Here is a 16,312-nt window from a genome sequence, read left to right on the forward strand (position 1 = left end):
ACTTGCGTATGTTTGTTTGTGTGTTTATACACACGACTCATGACACCGGCAACCCCACAAAGCAGTCCTCTGCACGATCCACCAGCTGAAACAGCGTTCTGCAAGCCCTTCACGCCTGAAAGCCTGGCCGAGCGCTGGAGTTGCAGCGCCGAGAAAGTGCGTCAGATGGTCCGGCGCGGCGAGCTTAATGCAATCCGCCTGGGCAAGCTGATCCGTATCCCCGCCATCGAAGTAGAAAGGTTTGAATGTCTAGGTCCGCGTCCAGTGAACAATATGAACTTGTCCCCTACCGTGGGAAGCTCGCCATCGCGATTGGACGCGGAGCAAGCCGCCGCCGAATCTCGACTGGCACGAATGATCCCGGCCTAGCAAAGGCCATCGCCGAGCAAATCTGGCAAAAGCAGCACGCTCCCGCGTCGGAGCGTGTCGAGGACCTATGGAAGCTCTATCTGGCGGATCGTCGCAAGGATGGACGCGATACGGCTAGGCAGGGAAACGCTTGGAAGCACCTCGGCCCTGCATTCGGCCACCGGCTGGGCAACGACATCACCAAGGACGACTGCCGTGACTATGCGCGTATGCGTCGCCGCCAGGGTGCGTCAGACGGCACTATTCGCACCGAACTCATCTTCCTGCGCGCCTGCCTGAACCTGCGGTATGGCCGCGGCAACAACCATGTCTGGATGCCTCCGGCCGGTGCTCCGCGTGACCGCTATTTGACACGCGAGGAAGTCGATAGGCTCCTGGAGCGTGTCTCGACCCCCCATGTGAGGCTGTTCATTATCCTGGCAATCACCACCGGCGCCCGCATGAACGCGATCCTTGAGCTTCGCTGGAACCAGGTGGACTTCAAGCACCGCACCATCAACTTCAACCAAGCCGGGCGAGAGCAAACCAATAAGCGTCGGCCGGAAGTGCCCCTGAACAGCCGCGCACTCGCCGCTCTAGAAGAATCCGCTCGGGGCGCTCTCACCGACTTCGTCATCGAATGGGATGGCCAGGCGGTTAAGAGCATTAAGAAGGCGATCCGCATGGCCGCCCAACGATCCGGTGTGCCCTGCTCGCCGCATGTCTTCCGTCACACGGCCGGTGTCTGGATGGCCCAGGCAGATGTGCCGATGCAGAAGATCTCGCAGTTCCTGGGGCACACCTCGACGAAGGTCACAGAGCGCACCTACGCTCGTTACAGCCCGTCATTCATGAAGGATGCCGCCGCGGCGTTGGAGTTCTAGCGCAAGCGCTCGGATCCATGCGCTGGCGAGGCTACCTGTTCAGCGCCGCAACCAGGAATCGCCCGAGGCGGGCCCAATAGGCCCGTAGCTCGCCTTCCATGGGAGCGAAGTCCGGCGAGTGGATGTAGCGCTGCATGCTCGCGACCGAGATCAACTGATCGTCGCGCCGCATCCTATCGAGCTCGTCATGATACTGCTGATCGATGATTCCTCTTGCGAGGAGATCGCCGGCCACCGCGCCCACTTTGCGCGAAAGGTCATCCCGAGTCCGCAGGGCGTGTTCTGCAATGTAGCTCTCAACGGTAAGCTCAAGCAAAATACGCATTAACGCCGAAACAGCATTGGGATGATCACTAAGGGTCAGCGCTTGAAGTTCTTCCCAAATGGCCCTGGGCCGCTGTTGAGCCGCTATCCATTGTATGTGGGGAGCATCCGGCGGAATGAAGGTAGTCTGGGGTGGTCGCGGCGGCGGAGGATTGCGGCGCGGCCGGCGGGGAGCACCACCTGCGGCGACCGGCTCCTCAAGGCGCTCCGCTTCGGTTGGTAGAACTCCTTCCCCTTCGAGCCGATTCAAATAGGCCCGCTTTCCTTCGTTGTTCCACAAATCGCCAAGCGTCACGACCTGATTGGCCAAATCACTCGCGATCCGATGGAGAGCGTCGGCAACGGCTTCGTGATCGTGCGTAAGTCGAAAGCGCCGGCCGGCCGTGCTGATACCGGCACGGTTTCGGAACTCTTCTGATGAAAGCAGCCTAGTAAGGGTCGACCATGGAATATTGCCTTGTGGAAGGCGTTCATCCGCAGCCAGGAATCGTTCAACTTCGGCAGCTACATTGATGCCTCCGCCCTGACCTGTGCGCTCGACGAAGTTCAGTTTCGCACGATCGTTCCAATCGAGCTGGCCAACTCCGCGTTGGGAACCAGTATGACGCCGGAACAATATATTATCGATCAATACCCTGTCATCTTCGACTTGACAGACAAGCTGTGTGGGCAGCGCAGCCTGTGCGTTTTGGCGCAACTCTCGGAAATACTGTTGAAGATCCCTGCTCGGTGCGCGATTAGGCTCCAGCAGGAGCTTGAGGCAGGTTACGCGGCGGTTTCCGTCAAACACGACATAAATCTCACCGTCAGGCATCACTAATGGTGGATCATAGACTTGGCCGGCCGAAGCAATGTCAGCGGCAAGGTTTTTCATTTGTTGCCCATGCAGCCGGAACAACTCTGCGATAGCGAGTGGTTCACTCTCTACTTCGCCGTGACGATCATTAGCGCGATTGACGCGCAGCCGTGCAACTTCCAGGTTCTCGTAACCCACGCTCACCCCCTACCGGCACATCACAACCTTATGCGGCAGACTTATTTTTGGCTAGAACGAGCGACCGATCTGCGACTTCGGCTCGCCATTCGGCCAGCACTCACTGGTGCAGTTGAACCGGCCGAACCCTGTGCGTGCAGCTGAGTCTCGTCAGTTAGATATTTGATTTTTCAGGGATAAAAATGGTGGGCGTGGCAAGGATTGAACTTGCGACCCCTGCGATGTCAACACAGTGCTCTACCACTGAGCTACACGCCCACCTGGGTCATCCGAAACATTGTCCGGGCGACATCTGGAAGCGCGCCTTTAAGCGGCGAATCCTTATCCCGCAAGAGGGGTTAGGCGGACTTAGAGCCGCCCGAGCACGGCTTTTAGAGACGGCCGTGCTGGTCTTCGGACTGGAACAGCCGGTCAACCTCCGCGACGAGGTCCTTGAGATGGAACGGCTTCGACAGCAGCTTTGCCTCCGGCGCCGTCCGCCCACCCTGCAATGCAACAGCGGCAAAGCCGGTGATGAACATCACCCGGATCGACGGATCGATCGCGCTCGCCTTCTGCGCCAGCTCGATCCCATCCATTTCCGGCATGACGATATCGGTCAGCAGCAGATCATATTTGCCGGCCTCGAGCAGCGGCATCGCCTCGGTCCCGCAGCCGACCGACTCAACTTCATAGCCGACGCGTTGCAGCGCGCGCTGCAGATATTCGCGCATCGACGTATCGTCTTCAGCGAGGAGGATCCTGATCATTTCGCCCCTTCTATGCGCTCCTAGCTTAAGATTTTCCAGCCGCTGCCAACGCTGAGCCGATTGCTGTCCGTATTTGGCACGGTTAGACAGCCGATTGTTGCATATGAGCCGCTACCCCTCCCCAATCATCCATCCGCGGCGCGGTTCCCTGCCCATCCTGTTGTCGATTCCCCATTCGGGACGCGATTATGATGCCGCGGTGCTCGCCAATTCATCTGGTGGCCGGCCTGCGCTGGAAATGCTCGAAGACCCGTTGGTCGACCGTTTGGCCTGGAGAACGATCGCGGCCGGCATTGGTGCGGTGGTCCAGCCGGTTCCGCGCGCCGTCATCGACTGCAACAGGGACGAGGGTGAGGTTGACCCGGCGGCGATCGCCGGCGTCGGCCCCGCAATCGGGCCCAGAGCTCGCCACGGTCTTGGCCTGGTGCCGTCACGGACCCTTCGGCAGGGCGCGCTTTGGCGGCGCCCGATCGATCGCGCCGAGCTCGAACGCAGGGTGAAGCAGGTGCATCGCCCCTACCACCAGGCACTCGATGATGCGCTGCTGGCCCTGAAGTCGGGCCACGGCGAAGCGATTTTGCTCGATTGCCATTCGATGCCGACGAGGCGCCATGCCCAGGCCGATGTCGTTATCGGCGACCGCCATGGCACCAGTGCGGCGGGCTGGCTCAGCGCCGAGGCCATCCGGCTGGTTCGGGCCGAAGGCTTCCGCGCAACGCTCAACGATCCATATGCGGGAGGCGCAATTACTTTCCGCCACGGTCAGCCCGCGGCCGGAATCCACGCCCTGCAGCTTGAAATTGACCGCGCACTCTACCTTGATCGAGATGGCCGCCACGCCGGACCGGGGTTCGACCGCGTCGCGCAACTGATCGAGAGGCTGGCGATTGGGCTCGGCGAAGCACTGGCAGAACGCAACCTGCGCGAGGCCGCGGAGTAAGCGAGGACTCAGCCATGCCGCGGGGCTGGCGAGTCACCGAGCTCAAAAAAAGAGCCGCCCAGGTCAGCCCTGGGCGGCTGGAAGTCAGGGAGGAACGCACCAGATGGTGCGTGACGCTCGCCTCGACTGAAGGGGAAACAGCGAAGCGGGCGCAGCCCCTATGTGGGTTGCCTGCGACCGCGTTCAACTGCGCGGCGGATCGGCCCGCCGCTAAGACATCACGCCTCGACCGTAGCCGGCTGCTGAACCCGGTTGGGACCGGTACCCTGCGCTACCTGCCGGCCGAATACCTCGCGGATCACCGATAGCGAGAAGAGATGGGAGAAGATCAGCGGCAGCGCTCCATTCTGGTTGAGCTTGCGCAACTTGTCGCCGGTCAAGTTCCGGAACTTCTCCTCGTCGACCATCTGGAAGCCACGGTAAATGAATGGCTGCTCGACACCCTCCGGCTGGATGGCGACTTCGCCGTCCATCAGCAGGCCCGATTCCTTGAGCTCGGTCATGAACGCCTGGGTGCGCTGGCCGGCTTCCTCGAACTGCTCGCAGAATTTGAGGATGGCGTTGGTTGCTTCGGTCGGCTGGTCGCCGTCGAACAGCGCCTCACCCTCGTCAAATTCGCCGACAGCGTCGGCCGAAGGATCGAAGCACAGCGACAGCTCGTCGCTGTCCGGCCGCAGGCGGGCCAGCACGAACGGGTAGCGGCGCAGATAGGCCGGCAGGTAGACGTTCGGCTCGGTCAGCTGTCCGGATTCGTCGAAGAACGTGTTGGTGTCTTCGTGCAGGCCCATCAGTGCGATCGGAACCGGCTGATCGCCAGCCGAAAAGACGATCGGGAAGTGCCGCTGGGCAATGGCGAATTCATCGACCGTGACCGGCACGGCATGCGTCTTGCCAATCTGCGGGTGGCCCGACATGCGGCGCACCTTGTAGTTGCCATGGGCATTGCGGTTGAGCGGCTGCAGATCGTTATAGAGAAGCGGCAAACTGTTCGGCGCTTGGCTCGCCATTTGTATCGACTCCGATGATAGGGCGGGCGGGCCGTCGGAATCGTTCCGGGGCAAGCCTGCGAAAATTGAACGCCCGCCTCTAGTAGCAGGGTCAACTGAGCGCAAGCCGTTTGCGGCGTTGGCAAATTTGCGCGCGACGGGCCGGGCGGCGAAGTTCATCGGTCATTCAACGCTTGCCGCTAGACCGCTGACCGATATGGTTCTTTCCCGATGATATTGACCTTGATTTTCGGCCTGGTGCCCGCCCTTCTGGGCAGTGTCCTGCAATCGTCTGGCGACGACCAGGTGGTGCGCCGGGTGATCGTCCAGGACGAGGTGATCTTCCGCATCCCTATCCGGCCGCGAATCTCCCGGCCGATCGAATGGATCGAGCATAAGGGGCCGAAATGCGTCCCGGCAAACATGCTAGTGGGAGCCATGCTGTCGGGCCCTTCCTCGATCGATTTCGTGCTGCGCAACCGGCAACGGATCCGGGCGGTGATGGACAGCGACTGCCCCGCTCTCGATTTCTACGGCAGCTTTTATCTGCAGCCAGATGACGATCAGATCTGTGCCAAGCGCGAAACGATTCGCATCCGCTCCGGCGGCAGTTGCCGCATCCAAAAGTTCAAAACGCTCGTCCCGCAATATAAGCAAGCTAACCGCTAAGTCTCAGGTGGTGACGCAATTTTGAATCAGGGGTTACGGAAACTGACATCAAGTTGAGTTTCGCTAACATCCCCCGCTGGACGGGCGTCAACGACGAGGCCCGCGATAACCGCCCTGTGTGCGATACGAACCTAGGCAGAGGTTACAAACTCCGTGCCGGTCAGGCTCAAATCCCTTGGCCGCCTCAAGGGCTGATTCCAGGGAATGGAACGGATACCAACTCCCGGCCGAGCCGCCTCCGCCATTCTTTCCATCGCCATTGCGACAGCTTGAACAAGAGGCGGCGTGGACCTTGGCATTGTAATGTAGACGGCTCCAGTAGACCCAATGCGAGGGCAGGCCCTCGGGCTCATTGGGCAAATGACCTTGCGCGATTGCCTGTGCTGTCCGGTTCGTGAGGAATTCGTCCGTCATCGTGATCAAGTCGTCGATTTCCCAGGGTCGATCGCTGAGCCCCGCAGCCATCGCAGGCGGCACGCGCTTAACCCACCTGTTGTCGCCGCCGATGATATCTTTTGTCCGAGGACGCATGGGCCGTGGAGTACGGCAATAGTTGGTGTGTAGCATCCAAAGGGCGACGTGCCGTTCGTGGTTGAGAAGGGTCTTTGAGAACGCATTGGTCCTGCGGCCATACCGCCGATTGTCCATGCGAACGTTGAGATTCAGTCGCTCAACATATGCCGTGCTGATGTCGCGCCTGCTGGGGCTCCCAATAATTGGCACCCGATCCGATCCGATATAGCGGCTACTCGGTCGCGGCTCCCCGTCCTCACCGAGGTTCTCGTACTTCTTGATCATCATCCCAACGTCAGCATCCGTGCCAAATGCAATCGCACAGGCTTCCTTATAGGCTCCGAGTCCGTCGGTGATGATGGTCGGCCGAACCTCGAACGACCCATGATCATTTCGCCGAAGCTTCGATGCGACTGACCTCATAAACTCAGTCGCGTCATAAACCCGTCGATCACCCAGCCGGTACGCTATGACGAGTTTTGTATCGGCATCTTGGGCAAGGTAGCACCAGACGGTTCCTGTCCCCGGCCGGGGATTTTTCATTCGATGGACGTTTCGTTGGCGTGCGCCCACGAAAGCGTAGAGTTCGTCGGCCTGAATTCGCTCGCAATTGAGGTCCCGAATCTCCTGCGCCTTGGCGATCGCCATATCACCTGCGTCGCGAAAGAGCCGTGCAACCGTATTGTTGCTCACGCCAAACATCCTCTCGCACGACCGCTGCGAGCTACCCTCAAGCAACGCATTGAGTATTCGCACGCGCGTTTCGCGATTCAGTCTATTCATGCGGCAAGCGCCTTACGGTTCGAACGCCACCTTAGAACTCCCACTAATCCCCTCCCTTTAGTTGCTTCATCCTGCAAAGGCGTTTACCGCAAATACCTAACCGGGTCAATGACTCGATTGACCGTGACGCCGAATCGTTATAAAGAGAGTCGAAGAGGAGTTCTCAAATGGCTCGTTTCAACCTGTTCATGATTGGCGGGATGCCGGTCCGATCTATTGAAATGCAGGCGGCTGACATCGGCGAATTATATGAATTGCTGGGTAGTTCCCGCTTCGTGGAAGGTGAGATCGTGGAGGAAAACGATTTCGGAGTAATCCGGCGAGCACTCTTTTCCACTGCTCGGATACAAATGGCCGTCGAGGCGGACTGAGATGACAAGCATTGGTCCCGGCTTGACCGTCAGTTACACGGAGTTTTCCCCCGGCGAGTTGTCACAAATGACGGGCTTCTCGCAGGATTTGCAGCGTGTTTGGCGCAAAAGAGGGCAGCTGGCTGGCTCCAGCGGAAAGACCGCTCGGTTTAACGTGCTCAAAGTGGCAGAATTGTTTGTCCGCCATGAGCTGTCACTTTGGGGCATTTCACCCAAAGACTCGATCGTAGTCGGCTCTGAAGCAGCACCGAACGTGCTTTATTTTGCTCTCCTCAATGGAGATGGAGCGTGCCAGGTCACCGGCACGCTCAGCCAAGCAGAGAAATTCATTGCTGAATTCGCAGGTGGGGATGAAATAGCGCGGGAAATGTCGGGCTGCACAGACAACAGCCGCTTCATCTGGAGCCCCCAGCGGAATGACTTCCGGATGGCGGCCGACATGGGTCCCCTTCTTGCCCAGGAAATCCATACATCGATACTGGTGTTGGACTTAGGAGCAATGGGAACGACCCTTGCAAACCGGGCCACGCGGCCGCTCTTTAGCGTACACGGGCCAACTCTTGCTTCTGAGCGAACGGTTCGGAAGCTTACCAACGCCCAGTAGGGCGATGCCCAACATTGAGTACGCTCGAGGTACGTCATGAAACGCCCTAACGGCTGGCCCTCTCTTTTACCTGTGCCGCAATCTCATCCGCGCGGCGCTCAGTTTCGGCCATGCCGACCAACTGCATTGCCAAGGTTGCACCGGTTCCGCCGTCCCATTCCCGCAGCGCCCAATCCTCTAGAGCACCGCGATATGCTTGCCAGTGTCCCTGTGCTGCCTCGACGCATTCCCACTCATGCTCACCAACGAGCAAGCGTAGATCCATGAGAGCTTGGTTCAGCTTGGCTTCCGCTACTTCATAAGCCGCGCTGGTTCGCATCTTCATAGCCATATTGGATTGGAATGCTTCGGGTTCAGAATCGTCCGCCTCGGCGGAAAGCTGTTCCACTACTTGATTGGCGGTTGAGCTGGATTCTAGAGAAGGATTCTGGACTGCGTCCTCTAGCTTGCGCACCTCCTGAATCGTCATCCCATGCGCCCTGAGCTTGGCGCCCAAGTCGGCCACTGTGTTCAAATAGGTAGCTCGCTCTTGTTTGGGTGAACCTGTCAACAGGCGCTTGAGGACGAAGCCCGCTCCGCGACCCAGCCAACCAAGGAAACCGCCGAAGAGAAGGGCGGCTGTACTTATCAGCGCTACTTGGTTTGCAGTAAGATCTTCCATTGGGTCGGTATAGCGAACTTGACAGTTCGCAACAGCGCCGCCGGCCGGAAGGCACAAATGACCGGATGGGTGGAAAGCGGACATTAGCCGGTCGGCGGTTGTCCTCGGCTGACCACCTCGAAACCGCCTCGCCGCCGCGCTAGAATTTCAGGCGAACTCCCATCGCCACCCGGCGTGAACGAGGCCTGCTGGCGTCATATCCGGTGACATGTGACTGGAGAGATCGCTCGGGCTTCAGACCGAACAAGCCAAAGCCTACCGTGGCATAGGATGAAACTTCCGTGCTGGCGAACATGCGGGTGCTCGTATCACGAGGGGCGGTGGCCACCGACCCCGCGCCCTGAAGAGAAAAGTTCCGAGGACGCTCTTCCGTCATTTTAGTTTGCCAGCTTTCAGGCGATACTACGGGTGCGCCATCCACGTTGGTTTGGCTCCAGGCGGATGCCGGCAAGATCGACAAAAGCAATGCAATGGGAACCAAATGGGTCAAAGTTCATCCGACTTGCCCCTCGCTAAAGTAAGCGTTCCGGCACGCAACAAAGTTCCCACCGGACCGGAGCCGGAACAACCAGTGGATTGGCTTCTCGTCGGTGGAACCCCATCCGCCGCGCTAATGGCCGGAATGTGTGGAAAGCGGACATACTGGTCAGAGCCGCGCGGACCCGCCCGTCGGTATTGGCCTGCCTCAAGTTGGGACCGCCGCAATGCAATAGGACTCGCTACATCTATTGATCTAGATTAAGTGCGTCGCCAAGAGGGCAGCAATCCTCCAAAGGGACGCCGTCCGGGGGCCAGGCGTCCCTTTACTTTGTTCGGCGCTGGCAAGTCCGCAACGGGTGGAAAGCGGCCATGGGGGAATAATCTTGTTGAAACTGCCGGGAACAGCCATGCCAAGTATCGGTTAACCGCCCCAACATGGCGCGCTTCATCTTCCACGTCGAAGGCCACCCGGACGATCAGGAGAGGGACCTTCCGAACATCGCCGCCGCGAAGTGCTTGGCCGTTCGTTATGCGGGCGAACTCATATGCGAGGAAGCGGAGAGTTTTTGGGATGATGCCGAGTTTAGCATGATCGTAATGAACGAAGCGGGGCTGATACTTTTCACCCTCACCTTGACGGGATTGGAAGCGCCCGCACTTCGTTCTGCTTCCTGATGCCCCAGTGACGTTTACTCCCGGATACGACTACACGCAGAGATGCGCTAATGGCAGCTTGGGTCGTTAGGGGCCGTTATGGGCGGAAAGCGGACAATGGCGTCGCCATTTGCTCCAAGTTCAGAAGGTTACGGACCGTATCGCCTGATGCTCCGCCTCACCATTGCATCAACAGCATCTTCCGCGCGATGGGCGTCATCGAGAACGCGAAGCGCTTCCCTCTCCAATCTCTCACCGCGCTGCTCAGCGGTTTCCAATGTCCGTTTCCTTGGCATACAGGCCTCCCAATCATAAACGCTCCCGGAACGATTTGGCCGCATCTCCTTCACTGGCCGCGATCCGGGGACGCGAGTGGAAGTTCGGCGCGGCCAAAGCTGAGGCAACAATCTACGGCTCGCTAATGTCCGCCTTGGGTCGAAAGCGGTCATTGGCAATTGCCGCTTCCGTGGCTCGTAACTGCCATTCGCGCCTCTAGCTCTGGAACTCGCGCAAGACTGCACTTACCGTTCGTCATACGCCCGGTATTCACCTTCGGACTGGACCTGGCGGGCCTGGCCAAAAGGAAAGGGCCGCGGCTTTCACCACGACCCTCCTTACTCGCAATACGCGCTCAATCGGTACTAGTAGCCGCGATACGCTACCTGGTTGCGGTTGATGTTAACGTCGGTCACCTGGCCGCGGGTGCTGACTTTGCAAGTGAAGCGCAGGTCGGCCGCCTGGTTGGCGTAGGCATTCTGGCCGTTGTAGCCATTGTAATAGCCTTGGTTGTTGTAGCCATAGGCGCGACCCGAATTGGCAACGCCCGAAACTCTCAGGCTGCCGTTATTGCGCCGTTCGACATTGGTGATGCCGAGGACATGGCCCTGGGCAACATAGCCATTGGCATAGCCCTGCTGATAGCCGTTGTTCGCATAGCCATTGTTATAGCCATAGCCCGGCTGGCCGCGGTAATTGCCGCTGATGCGCTGTTCGGCGGCGGCAGCGCACATGCCGACTGCGGCGCGCTGGCTGGTCTGGCCATAGCCATAGTTGCCTTGCGGATATTGGCCGTAGCCGTAAGCGCCCTGGGGATACTGGCCGTAACCGCCGCCAGTCACCGAATTGATGATCGCGCCAACGATGCCAGTGTTCGGGTTGCCATAAGGGTAGGGCTGCTGGGCCGAAACGGGCGAAGCGATCGTCAAGGCCGCTGCAAGACCGGCGGTGCCGATCAGGGCTCTTGATAGGTTGGTCATAATATAGCTCCTAAACATGCAAAATAGCGTGTCTATTCTGTCAATAGAACGAAGTTAGGCGTGTTTAGATGCATGGACGGTGAATTTAAAACTAGCTCGCCGTTCATCAAATCCATTTAAACATTTTTAGAAGAATTGACCAATTGTTTGCTGATTTTGGCCAATCTGCCGTGCATTCGGTCAAAATTGTTCTCGGCATGCCATAGAAATTCTTGCTGATTTCCCCGCATCATCCCGGAGATTGCCGAAGATCTCTCCGGGCTCATCGAGATGACGCAACGAATGATAGTTCAATCCGTTAGTAACGCATCACCACTCACACAGCTGGGCCTTGGTGCTGGAGAGACGTGGCACGCTCCCCGCTCACGGAGCGCGCAATGCATGCACTCATCATTGAAGACGAATCGCTGATCGCCATGGCGATAGAGGAAGCGCTGCGCGACTGCGGTTTCACGTCGTTCGATATTGCCGCTTCGGCGGAAGAGGCGGTCGCGGCTGCCGCACGCAAATGCCCCGACCTGATCACAGCCGATGTCGAACTAAGGCCGGGCTGCGGAATCACAGCGGTTCAGTCGATTTGTTCTGAAAGGCCGATACCTGTCCTGTTCATCACGGGAAGTCCCGGGGAAGTCAGGCTGAGAATGCCCGGGCATGCGCTGGTGGAGAAGCCATTTGACGCCGGTCCCATTAAGGAAGCAATCATGCTGACAATGGACAACGAAGATGGTTGAGCCAATGCCGCTCCCAAACGAGACAGTGACCACTCTCGCCACGGCCCTCGTCACGTCATCAAAGGCGCCCCTGCTCCTGCTGGACGACAATGTCGTCGTCATCGGCGCAAGCACCTCATTCTGCAACGCCTTCAATCTCGATCCGCTGACCATCGCCAACCGCAAGCTGGCCGATCTCGGAGCGGGCGAATGGGACGTTCCGCAACTCAACTCCCTGCTCCTGGCGACCATTGCGGGAGCAGCAGAGATTGAAGCCTATGAGATGGACCTTGTCCGCAAAGGCAAGGAGACCTGCCGCCTTATATTGAGCGCTCACAAACTCGACTATTTCGACACTGACAAGGTGCGCGTCGTGCTTGCCGCGACGGACGTCACGCCGGCGCGTTTGGCTGAAAAGCAAAAGGACGACCTTGTGCGCGAGAAGCAGGTGCTGCTGCAGGAGCTTCAGCACCGCGTTGCCAACAGCCTGCAGATCATTGCAAGCGTATTGATGCAAAGCGCGCGACGGGTCCAATCAGAGGAGACGCGTCTGCATCTTCAGGATGCGCATAGCCGGGTCATGTCGATCGCGATGCTTCAAAAGCAGTTGGCGGTCACCCAGCTGAAATCCGTTGAACTGCGGGCCTATTTCACGGATCTGTGCCGAAGCATTTCTGCGTCCATGATTGACGATCCAAAGCGGCTCACGCTCGAGGCGGTCGTGGACGATACGAGCACAAACTCTGACGTGTCGGTTAGCATGGGCCTGATCGTTACGGAGTTGGTGATCAACGCGATCAAGCATGCGTTCCCGGATCGGACCGCTAGCGGGAAGATCATCGTGTCATTTGCTTCAGACGGGGGAGCCTGGCTTCTGTCCGTTGCGGATAATGGAACGGGAATGCCGGTCGGCAAGAAGCGCGGAAAGCCCGGCCTTGGCACCGGGATCGTCGAAGCCTTGTCCAAGCAACTCGACGCGAGCGTGACCGTGCTTGACGCGAAACCGGGTACGCTGGTGGAAGTTCGGCACGGCCAAAGCTGAGGCAATAATCCTCGGCTGGCCAATGTCCGCCTTGGGCGGATAGCGGTCGGTACGCTGACCCAACATGAGTCATAGAGTTCAAGGCAGTTTGGGTGTAATGCACCGCGTATCGGGCGACGCCGTACTTCGAGCATCCGCCCGGCTGAGAGACTAGCCGCGCTCCCGCTAGCTTTGTGGGAGACATAGAATGTCTACTGAGGATTCCGGTTACTATCGAGCTCGCGCAATCGAGGAGCGCGCCCGTGCCGCCGAATGTGACGACCGGAGCATCGCCGGCATCCATCTCGAATTGGCGGCGAAATATGAAGCCTTGGCGAAGGTAGCCAATATTCAACCAACCTTACGGCCTGGTTGGGAAGGCATGGCACACGCTCAGCCCGCCTGAGTGAGGATTGCCCAACACCACCGGATACGGCGCGTCGGAAATGTAAAAAGGGCCGCCGAAGCGACCCCAAGTATGGATGACGTGCCCGAGAACAGGAGGGAGCGTCCGCCATGGGTCAGCGAACATTCGCCCAATTTCCGGAATGGCTGGAAATCAGAATAGCTCTTTCATCACGGGCAGCGCGCCGAGCACAAACGGCCCCGCCGGAGTGCTAACTGGGTTGAGTGGAGGCCGCGCTGGCGCCCCGGCCGCAACCCCTTTATCCCTGGAACCGTTGAATGAGGTGCTACCAGTCGCAAGACGGTTCTAGGCGAGCACCAAACGCCTTCTTCCTATCTTTAACGTCTCCTAGCCAACAGGCGCCAATTGTGACGCCTGGAAACGAAGGAACACATCATGAAAACTTTTGGCACCGTCAATTCGTTCGACGTCGATCAGGGCCGTGGCTCGATCAAGCCGGAGGTCGGCGGCGACAATCTGCCGTTCGAGAGAAGCGCCTTTAAGTGGGACATCAAGGCAAGCCCGCCCAAGACAGGCCAGCGCCTGTCCTATGAGGTCGGCACGAAGGACAACAAGCCCTGCGCGCTGAATCTCGAAACGATCTAAGCTAATGAGGCGGGAGTAAGACCTCCCGCCTTCTCTTTCTGCGGAATATCCACAAACAGCCAACCTCAGGAGTGGACGGGTTCCCGGGCACGTTCTGCCGAAAATCCAGCGGTCACCTCTCCCTTGTGAGCGGCGAACGCAGCTAGGACCTCCTCTGTTTCCTGTTTGGCAACCTTGAAAAGATCGAGCGTGCGTCCAAGCTCAGCGGCAACTTCATCGAATTGCGCGGGAGAAATCTTGAGATCGCGGTGGGCAGCTTCCAAGCCAAGGGGAGTGCTTCCGGGTTTTGTAGCCGTGTATTGAAATGGTCCGCCCGCAACATTGCATACCCACAGAGTGCGCATGAATTTAAGGCCTGGGAGCCTGGCCAAGTTGTTACTGTGCCATTCGCGCAAGGCAGGATTCTCTGACTCCTGGCCGACGATCGGGTTAACCACCAGTTGATTGCTGAAGTGATCGACAACCGCGGCGATGGCAAATGCGCCTCCGAGGCGCTCGTACAGGCTTTTTTCTGTCATTTTTGGGCACCTCGTGAGGCGTTCCTGGCGGCAAGGGAAATGCGGCTGTCGCGCCTCGGCCCATTGTTAACGCCCAGTATTGCTTTTTGGCTCCGGGATGCAGCCCCCCGGCTACGGTTGAATGAATGTCCGTTTGGGTGGAAATCAGACGTTAGGCTAATGGCAGCTTTGGGTCGAAACCCGCCATTAGGATGAGACTGGACAAAACAGGAACGATCGGTTAGCTACAAACTGACTGTACGCCCTCGCACACCAGCTTCGCTTGGCGAGGAAGAGCGGAATGTTAGTAAGAATTCGCTCGATGTCAGTTTCCGTAACCCCCGATTCAAATTTGCGTCACCACCAAGTCTCACGCTTGCCTTGACATTTTGCCCCTGATCCCTGTAGCGCGCCCCCGGCGCGGTACCGCTTGTGCGGCGCGCCTTCACTTTTTTTCCGGACTATTCAATGCCTTTTGCCGATCTCGGCCTTTCCGACCAATTGCTGCGTGCTGTCACTGACAGCGGCTATGATGTGCCAACTCCGATCCAGAAGGGGGCCATCCCTCCCGTGTTGATGGGCAAGGATCTGATTGGCATCGCCCAGACCGGCACTGGCAAGACGGCCAGCTTCGTGTTGCCGATGATCGACATATTGGCGGAGGGTCGCAGCCGAGCGCGCATGCCGCGCTCGCTAATCCTCGAACCGACCCGCGAACTCGCCGCCCAGGTCGCCGAGAATTTCGAAAAATATGGCAAATATCACAAACTCTCCATGGCCCTGCTGATCGGCGGCGTGCAGATGGGCGACCAGGTTAAAGCGCTCGAAAAGGGAGTCGACGTCCTGATCGCGACGCCGGGCCGCCTGATGGACCTGTTCAGCCGCGGCAAGATTCTGCTGACCGACTGCAACCTGCTGGTGATCGACGAAGCCGACCGGATGCTCGACATGGGTTTCATCCCGGACATCGAGGAAATCTGGACCAAGCTGCCAAAGGCACGGCAAACCCTGCTGTTCTCGGCGACCATGCCGCCGCCGATCAAGAAGCTGGCCGACAAATTCCTGAGCGATCCGAAGACGATCGAGGTCGCCCGCCCGGCGACCGCCAACATCAATATCGAGCAGCGGCTCGTCATTACACGCGGCGACAAGAAGCGCGACCTGCTGCGCACGATCCTCCGCGGAGAGGAATTCAAGAACGCAATTGTCTTCTGCAACAAGAAGACCACTGTGCGTGAGCTCTACACCAGCCTCAAGCGCTCGGGCTTTGCGGTCGGCCAGATCCAGGGCGACATGGACCAGAGTGACCGCATCGCAGAATTCGACCGGTTCAAGAAGGACGAGATCACTATCCTCGTCGCGTCCGACGTCGCCGCGCGCGGCCTCGACGTCAAAGGCGTCAGCCACGTCATCAACTTCGACGTTCCGTGGCAGCCCGACGATTATATCCACCGCATCGGCCGAACCGGCCGCGCCGGGGCCAAAGGCATCGCTATCACCCTGGCAACGCGCGAGGACGGCGAGGCCGTAGCGGCGATCGAGAAGCTGACCGGCATCAAGCTGCCGCGGGTCGATGGCGAAAAATCGGAGGCTACTCCGGCCGAGGAACCCCGTCGCCAGGAGCCACGCCGTACTGAGCCTCCGGCCAAGGGCCGTGGCCGTTCGCCGACCAAGCCCGAGTCCAAGCCGCGCGAGCCGATCGTCCAGGAGGAAAGGCCGGTCGCCGCCAAGTCCAGGAAGGCTGCATCGCCGCTTCCCGATGGCGATGGCGACTGGAACGGACCGGTCCCGGGTTTCCTCTCATTTGGCGCATTATAGCGCCCGACTTTCGGCAACCTTCTGCGGTTCGGCTCGGC

Annotated in this window: 18 protein-coding genes, 1 tRNA gene and 1 pseudogene; 12 read left to right on the forward strand and 8 right to left on the reverse strand. The window is 58.9% G+C overall.

Annotation, left to right across the window (positions count from 1 at the left end; genetic code table 11):
* Positions 1-39: 39 nt before the first annotated feature.
* Both LZ518_RS13595 and LZ518_RS05405 read left to right on the forward strand, forming a co-directional pair.
* Positions 40-231: pseudogene (locus tag LZ518_RS13595) on the forward strand (excisionase family DNA-binding protein); the annotation flags it as partial.
* A gap of 14 nt (positions 232-245) precedes the next feature.
* Positions 246-1,232, forward strand: a complete 987-nt coding sequence (locus LZ518_RS05405; RefSeq protein WP_249914993.1) for a tyrosine-type recombinase/integrase — start codon at positions 246-248, stop codon at positions 1,230-1,232.
* A gap of 31 nt (positions 1,233-1,263) precedes the next feature.
* Here the strand turns inward: LZ518_RS05405 and LZ518_RS05410 are convergent, their stop codons facing one another.
* The 3 genes from LZ518_RS05410 to cpdR all read right to left on the reverse strand — a co-directional run bounded on the left by LZ518_RS05410 (position 1,264) and on the right by cpdR (position 3,299).
* Positions 1,264-2,550 carry a ParB N-terminal domain-containing protein gene (locus LZ518_RS05410; protein WP_249914994.1) on the reverse strand — a complete coding sequence of 429 codons (1,287 nt, stop codon included), beginning with the start codon at positions 2,548-2,550 and terminating at the stop codon, positions 1,264-1,266.
* A gap of 183 nt (positions 2,551-2,733) precedes the next feature.
* A tRNA-Val gene (locus LZ518_RS05415) sits at positions 2,734-2,808 on the reverse strand.
* Positions 2,809-2,921: 113 nt separating this feature from the next.
* On the reverse strand, positions 2,922-3,299 hold the full coding sequence (cpdR, locus tag LZ518_RS05420) for a cell cycle two-component system response regulator CpdR (RefSeq protein WP_249914995.1): 378 nt from the start codon (positions 3,297-3,299) through the stop codon (positions 2,922-2,924).
* Between the two features lie 103 nt (positions 3,300-3,402).
* Between cpdR and LZ518_RS05425 the strand changes: the two genes are divergently transcribed.
* The gene (locus LZ518_RS05425; protein ID WP_249914996.1) at positions 3,403-4,239 is read left to right on the forward strand and encodes an N-formylglutamate amidohydrolase; all 837 of its coding nucleotides are present in this window, start codon (positions 3,403-3,405) and stop codon (positions 4,237-4,239) included.
* 218 nt (positions 4,240-4,457) lie between these two features.
* On the opposite strand, the gene LZ518_RS05430 is transcribed toward LZ518_RS05425, so the two are convergent.
* Positions 4,458-5,246 (reverse strand): SapC family protein, encoded by a 789-nt coding sequence (locus tag LZ518_RS05430; RefSeq protein ID WP_249914997.1) that lies wholly within the window; start codon positions 5,244-5,246, stop codon positions 4,458-4,460.
* A 210-nt stretch (positions 5,247-5,456) separates the two neighbouring features.
* Here LZ518_RS05430 and LZ518_RS05435 point away from each other — a divergent pair, with 210 nt between their 5' ends.
* Positions 5,457-5,894, forward strand: a complete 438-nt coding sequence (locus LZ518_RS05435; RefSeq protein WP_249914998.1) for a hypothetical protein — start codon at positions 5,457-5,459, stop codon at positions 5,892-5,894.
* An 87-nt stretch (positions 5,895-5,981) separates the two neighbouring features.
* Here LZ518_RS05435 and LZ518_RS05440 read toward each other — a convergent pair whose 3' ends face one another.
* On the reverse strand, positions 5,982-7,109 hold the full coding sequence (locus LZ518_RS05440; protein ID WP_431358229.1) for an IS1 family transposase: 1,128 nt from the start codon (positions 7,107-7,109) through the stop codon (positions 5,982-5,984).
* Positions 7,110-7,357: 248 nt separating this feature from the next.
* On the opposite strand from LZ518_RS05440, the gene LZ518_RS05445 reads away from it, so the two are divergent.
* The gene (locus LZ518_RS05445; protein WP_249915000.1) at positions 7,358-7,561 is read left to right on the forward strand and encodes a hypothetical protein; all 204 of its coding nucleotides are present in this window, start codon (positions 7,358-7,360) and stop codon (positions 7,559-7,561) included.
* A 1-nt stretch (position 7,562) separates the two neighbouring features.
* Entirely contained in the window at positions 7,563-8,165 is a 603-nt protein-coding gene (locus LZ518_RS05450; RefSeq protein WP_249915001.1) for a hypothetical protein, read from the forward strand.
* A gap of 46 nt (positions 8,166-8,211) precedes the next feature.
* Here LZ518_RS05450 and LZ518_RS05455 read toward each other — a convergent pair whose 3' ends face one another.
* Complete coding sequence (locus LZ518_RS05455) at positions 8,212-8,826, reverse strand: lysozyme inhibitor LprI family protein (RefSeq protein WP_249915002.1); 615 nt, start codon at positions 8,824-8,826, stop codon at positions 8,212-8,214.
* A 915-nt stretch (positions 8,827-9,741) separates the two neighbouring features.
* Here LZ518_RS05455 and LZ518_RS05460 point away from each other — a divergent pair.
* Entirely contained in the window at positions 9,742-9,981 is a 240-nt protein-coding gene (locus tag LZ518_RS05460) for a DUF6894 family protein (protein ID WP_249915003.1), read from the forward strand.
* A gap of 620 nt (positions 9,982-10,601) precedes the next feature.
* On the opposite strand, the gene LZ518_RS05465 is transcribed toward LZ518_RS05460, so the two are convergent.
* A complete protein-coding gene (locus LZ518_RS05465; RefSeq protein ID WP_249915004.1) occupies positions 10,602-11,216 on the reverse strand; it encodes a hypothetical protein in 615 nt (204 codons plus the stop codon).
* Positions 11,217-11,593: 377 nt separating this feature from the next.
* Between LZ518_RS05465 and LZ518_RS05470 the strand changes: the two genes are divergently transcribed.
* The 4 genes from LZ518_RS05470 (at position 11,594) to LZ518_RS05485 (ending at position 13,959) form a co-directional block, all read left to right on the forward strand.
* Positions 11,594-11,947: a response regulator gene (locus LZ518_RS05470; RefSeq protein ID WP_249915005.1), complete on the forward strand. Its 354-nt coding sequence runs from the start codon at positions 11,594-11,596 to the stop codon at positions 11,945-11,947.
* Between the two features lie 25 nt (positions 11,948-11,972).
* Complete coding sequence (locus LZ518_RS05475; RefSeq protein ID WP_249915006.1) at positions 11,973-12,968, forward strand: sensor histidine kinase; 996 nt, start codon at positions 11,973-11,975, stop codon at positions 12,966-12,968.
* Positions 12,969-13,155: 187 nt separating this feature from the next.
* Complete coding sequence (locus LZ518_RS05480) at positions 13,156-13,353, forward strand: hypothetical protein (RefSeq protein WP_249915007.1); 198 nt, start codon at positions 13,156-13,158, stop codon at positions 13,351-13,353.
* A 396-nt stretch (positions 13,354-13,749) separates the two neighbouring features.
* Positions 13,750-13,959: a cold-shock protein gene (locus LZ518_RS05485; RefSeq protein ID WP_249915008.1), complete on the forward strand. Its 210-nt coding sequence runs from the start codon at positions 13,750-13,752 to the stop codon at positions 13,957-13,959.
* A 65-nt stretch (positions 13,960-14,024) separates the two neighbouring features.
* Here the strand turns inward: LZ518_RS05485 and LZ518_RS05490 are convergent, their stop codons facing one another.
* On the reverse strand, positions 14,025-14,477 hold the full coding sequence (locus tag LZ518_RS05490) for a group I truncated hemoglobin (protein WP_249915009.1): 453 nt from the start codon (positions 14,475-14,477) through the stop codon (positions 14,025-14,027).
* A 447-nt stretch (positions 14,478-14,924) separates the two neighbouring features.
* On the opposite strand from LZ518_RS05490, the gene LZ518_RS05495 reads away from it, so the two are divergent.
* Entirely contained in the window at positions 14,925-16,274 is a 1,350-nt protein-coding gene (locus LZ518_RS05495) for a DEAD/DEAH box helicase (protein WP_249915010.1), read from the forward strand.
* The last annotated feature ends 38 nt before the right edge of the window (positions 16,275-16,312 follow it).

The organism is Sphingomonas brevis (genome assembly GCF_023516505.1).
GTDB classification, from domain to species: Bacteria; Pseudomonadota; Alphaproteobacteria; order Sphingomonadales; family Sphingomonadaceae; genus Sphingomicrobium; species Sphingomicrobium breve.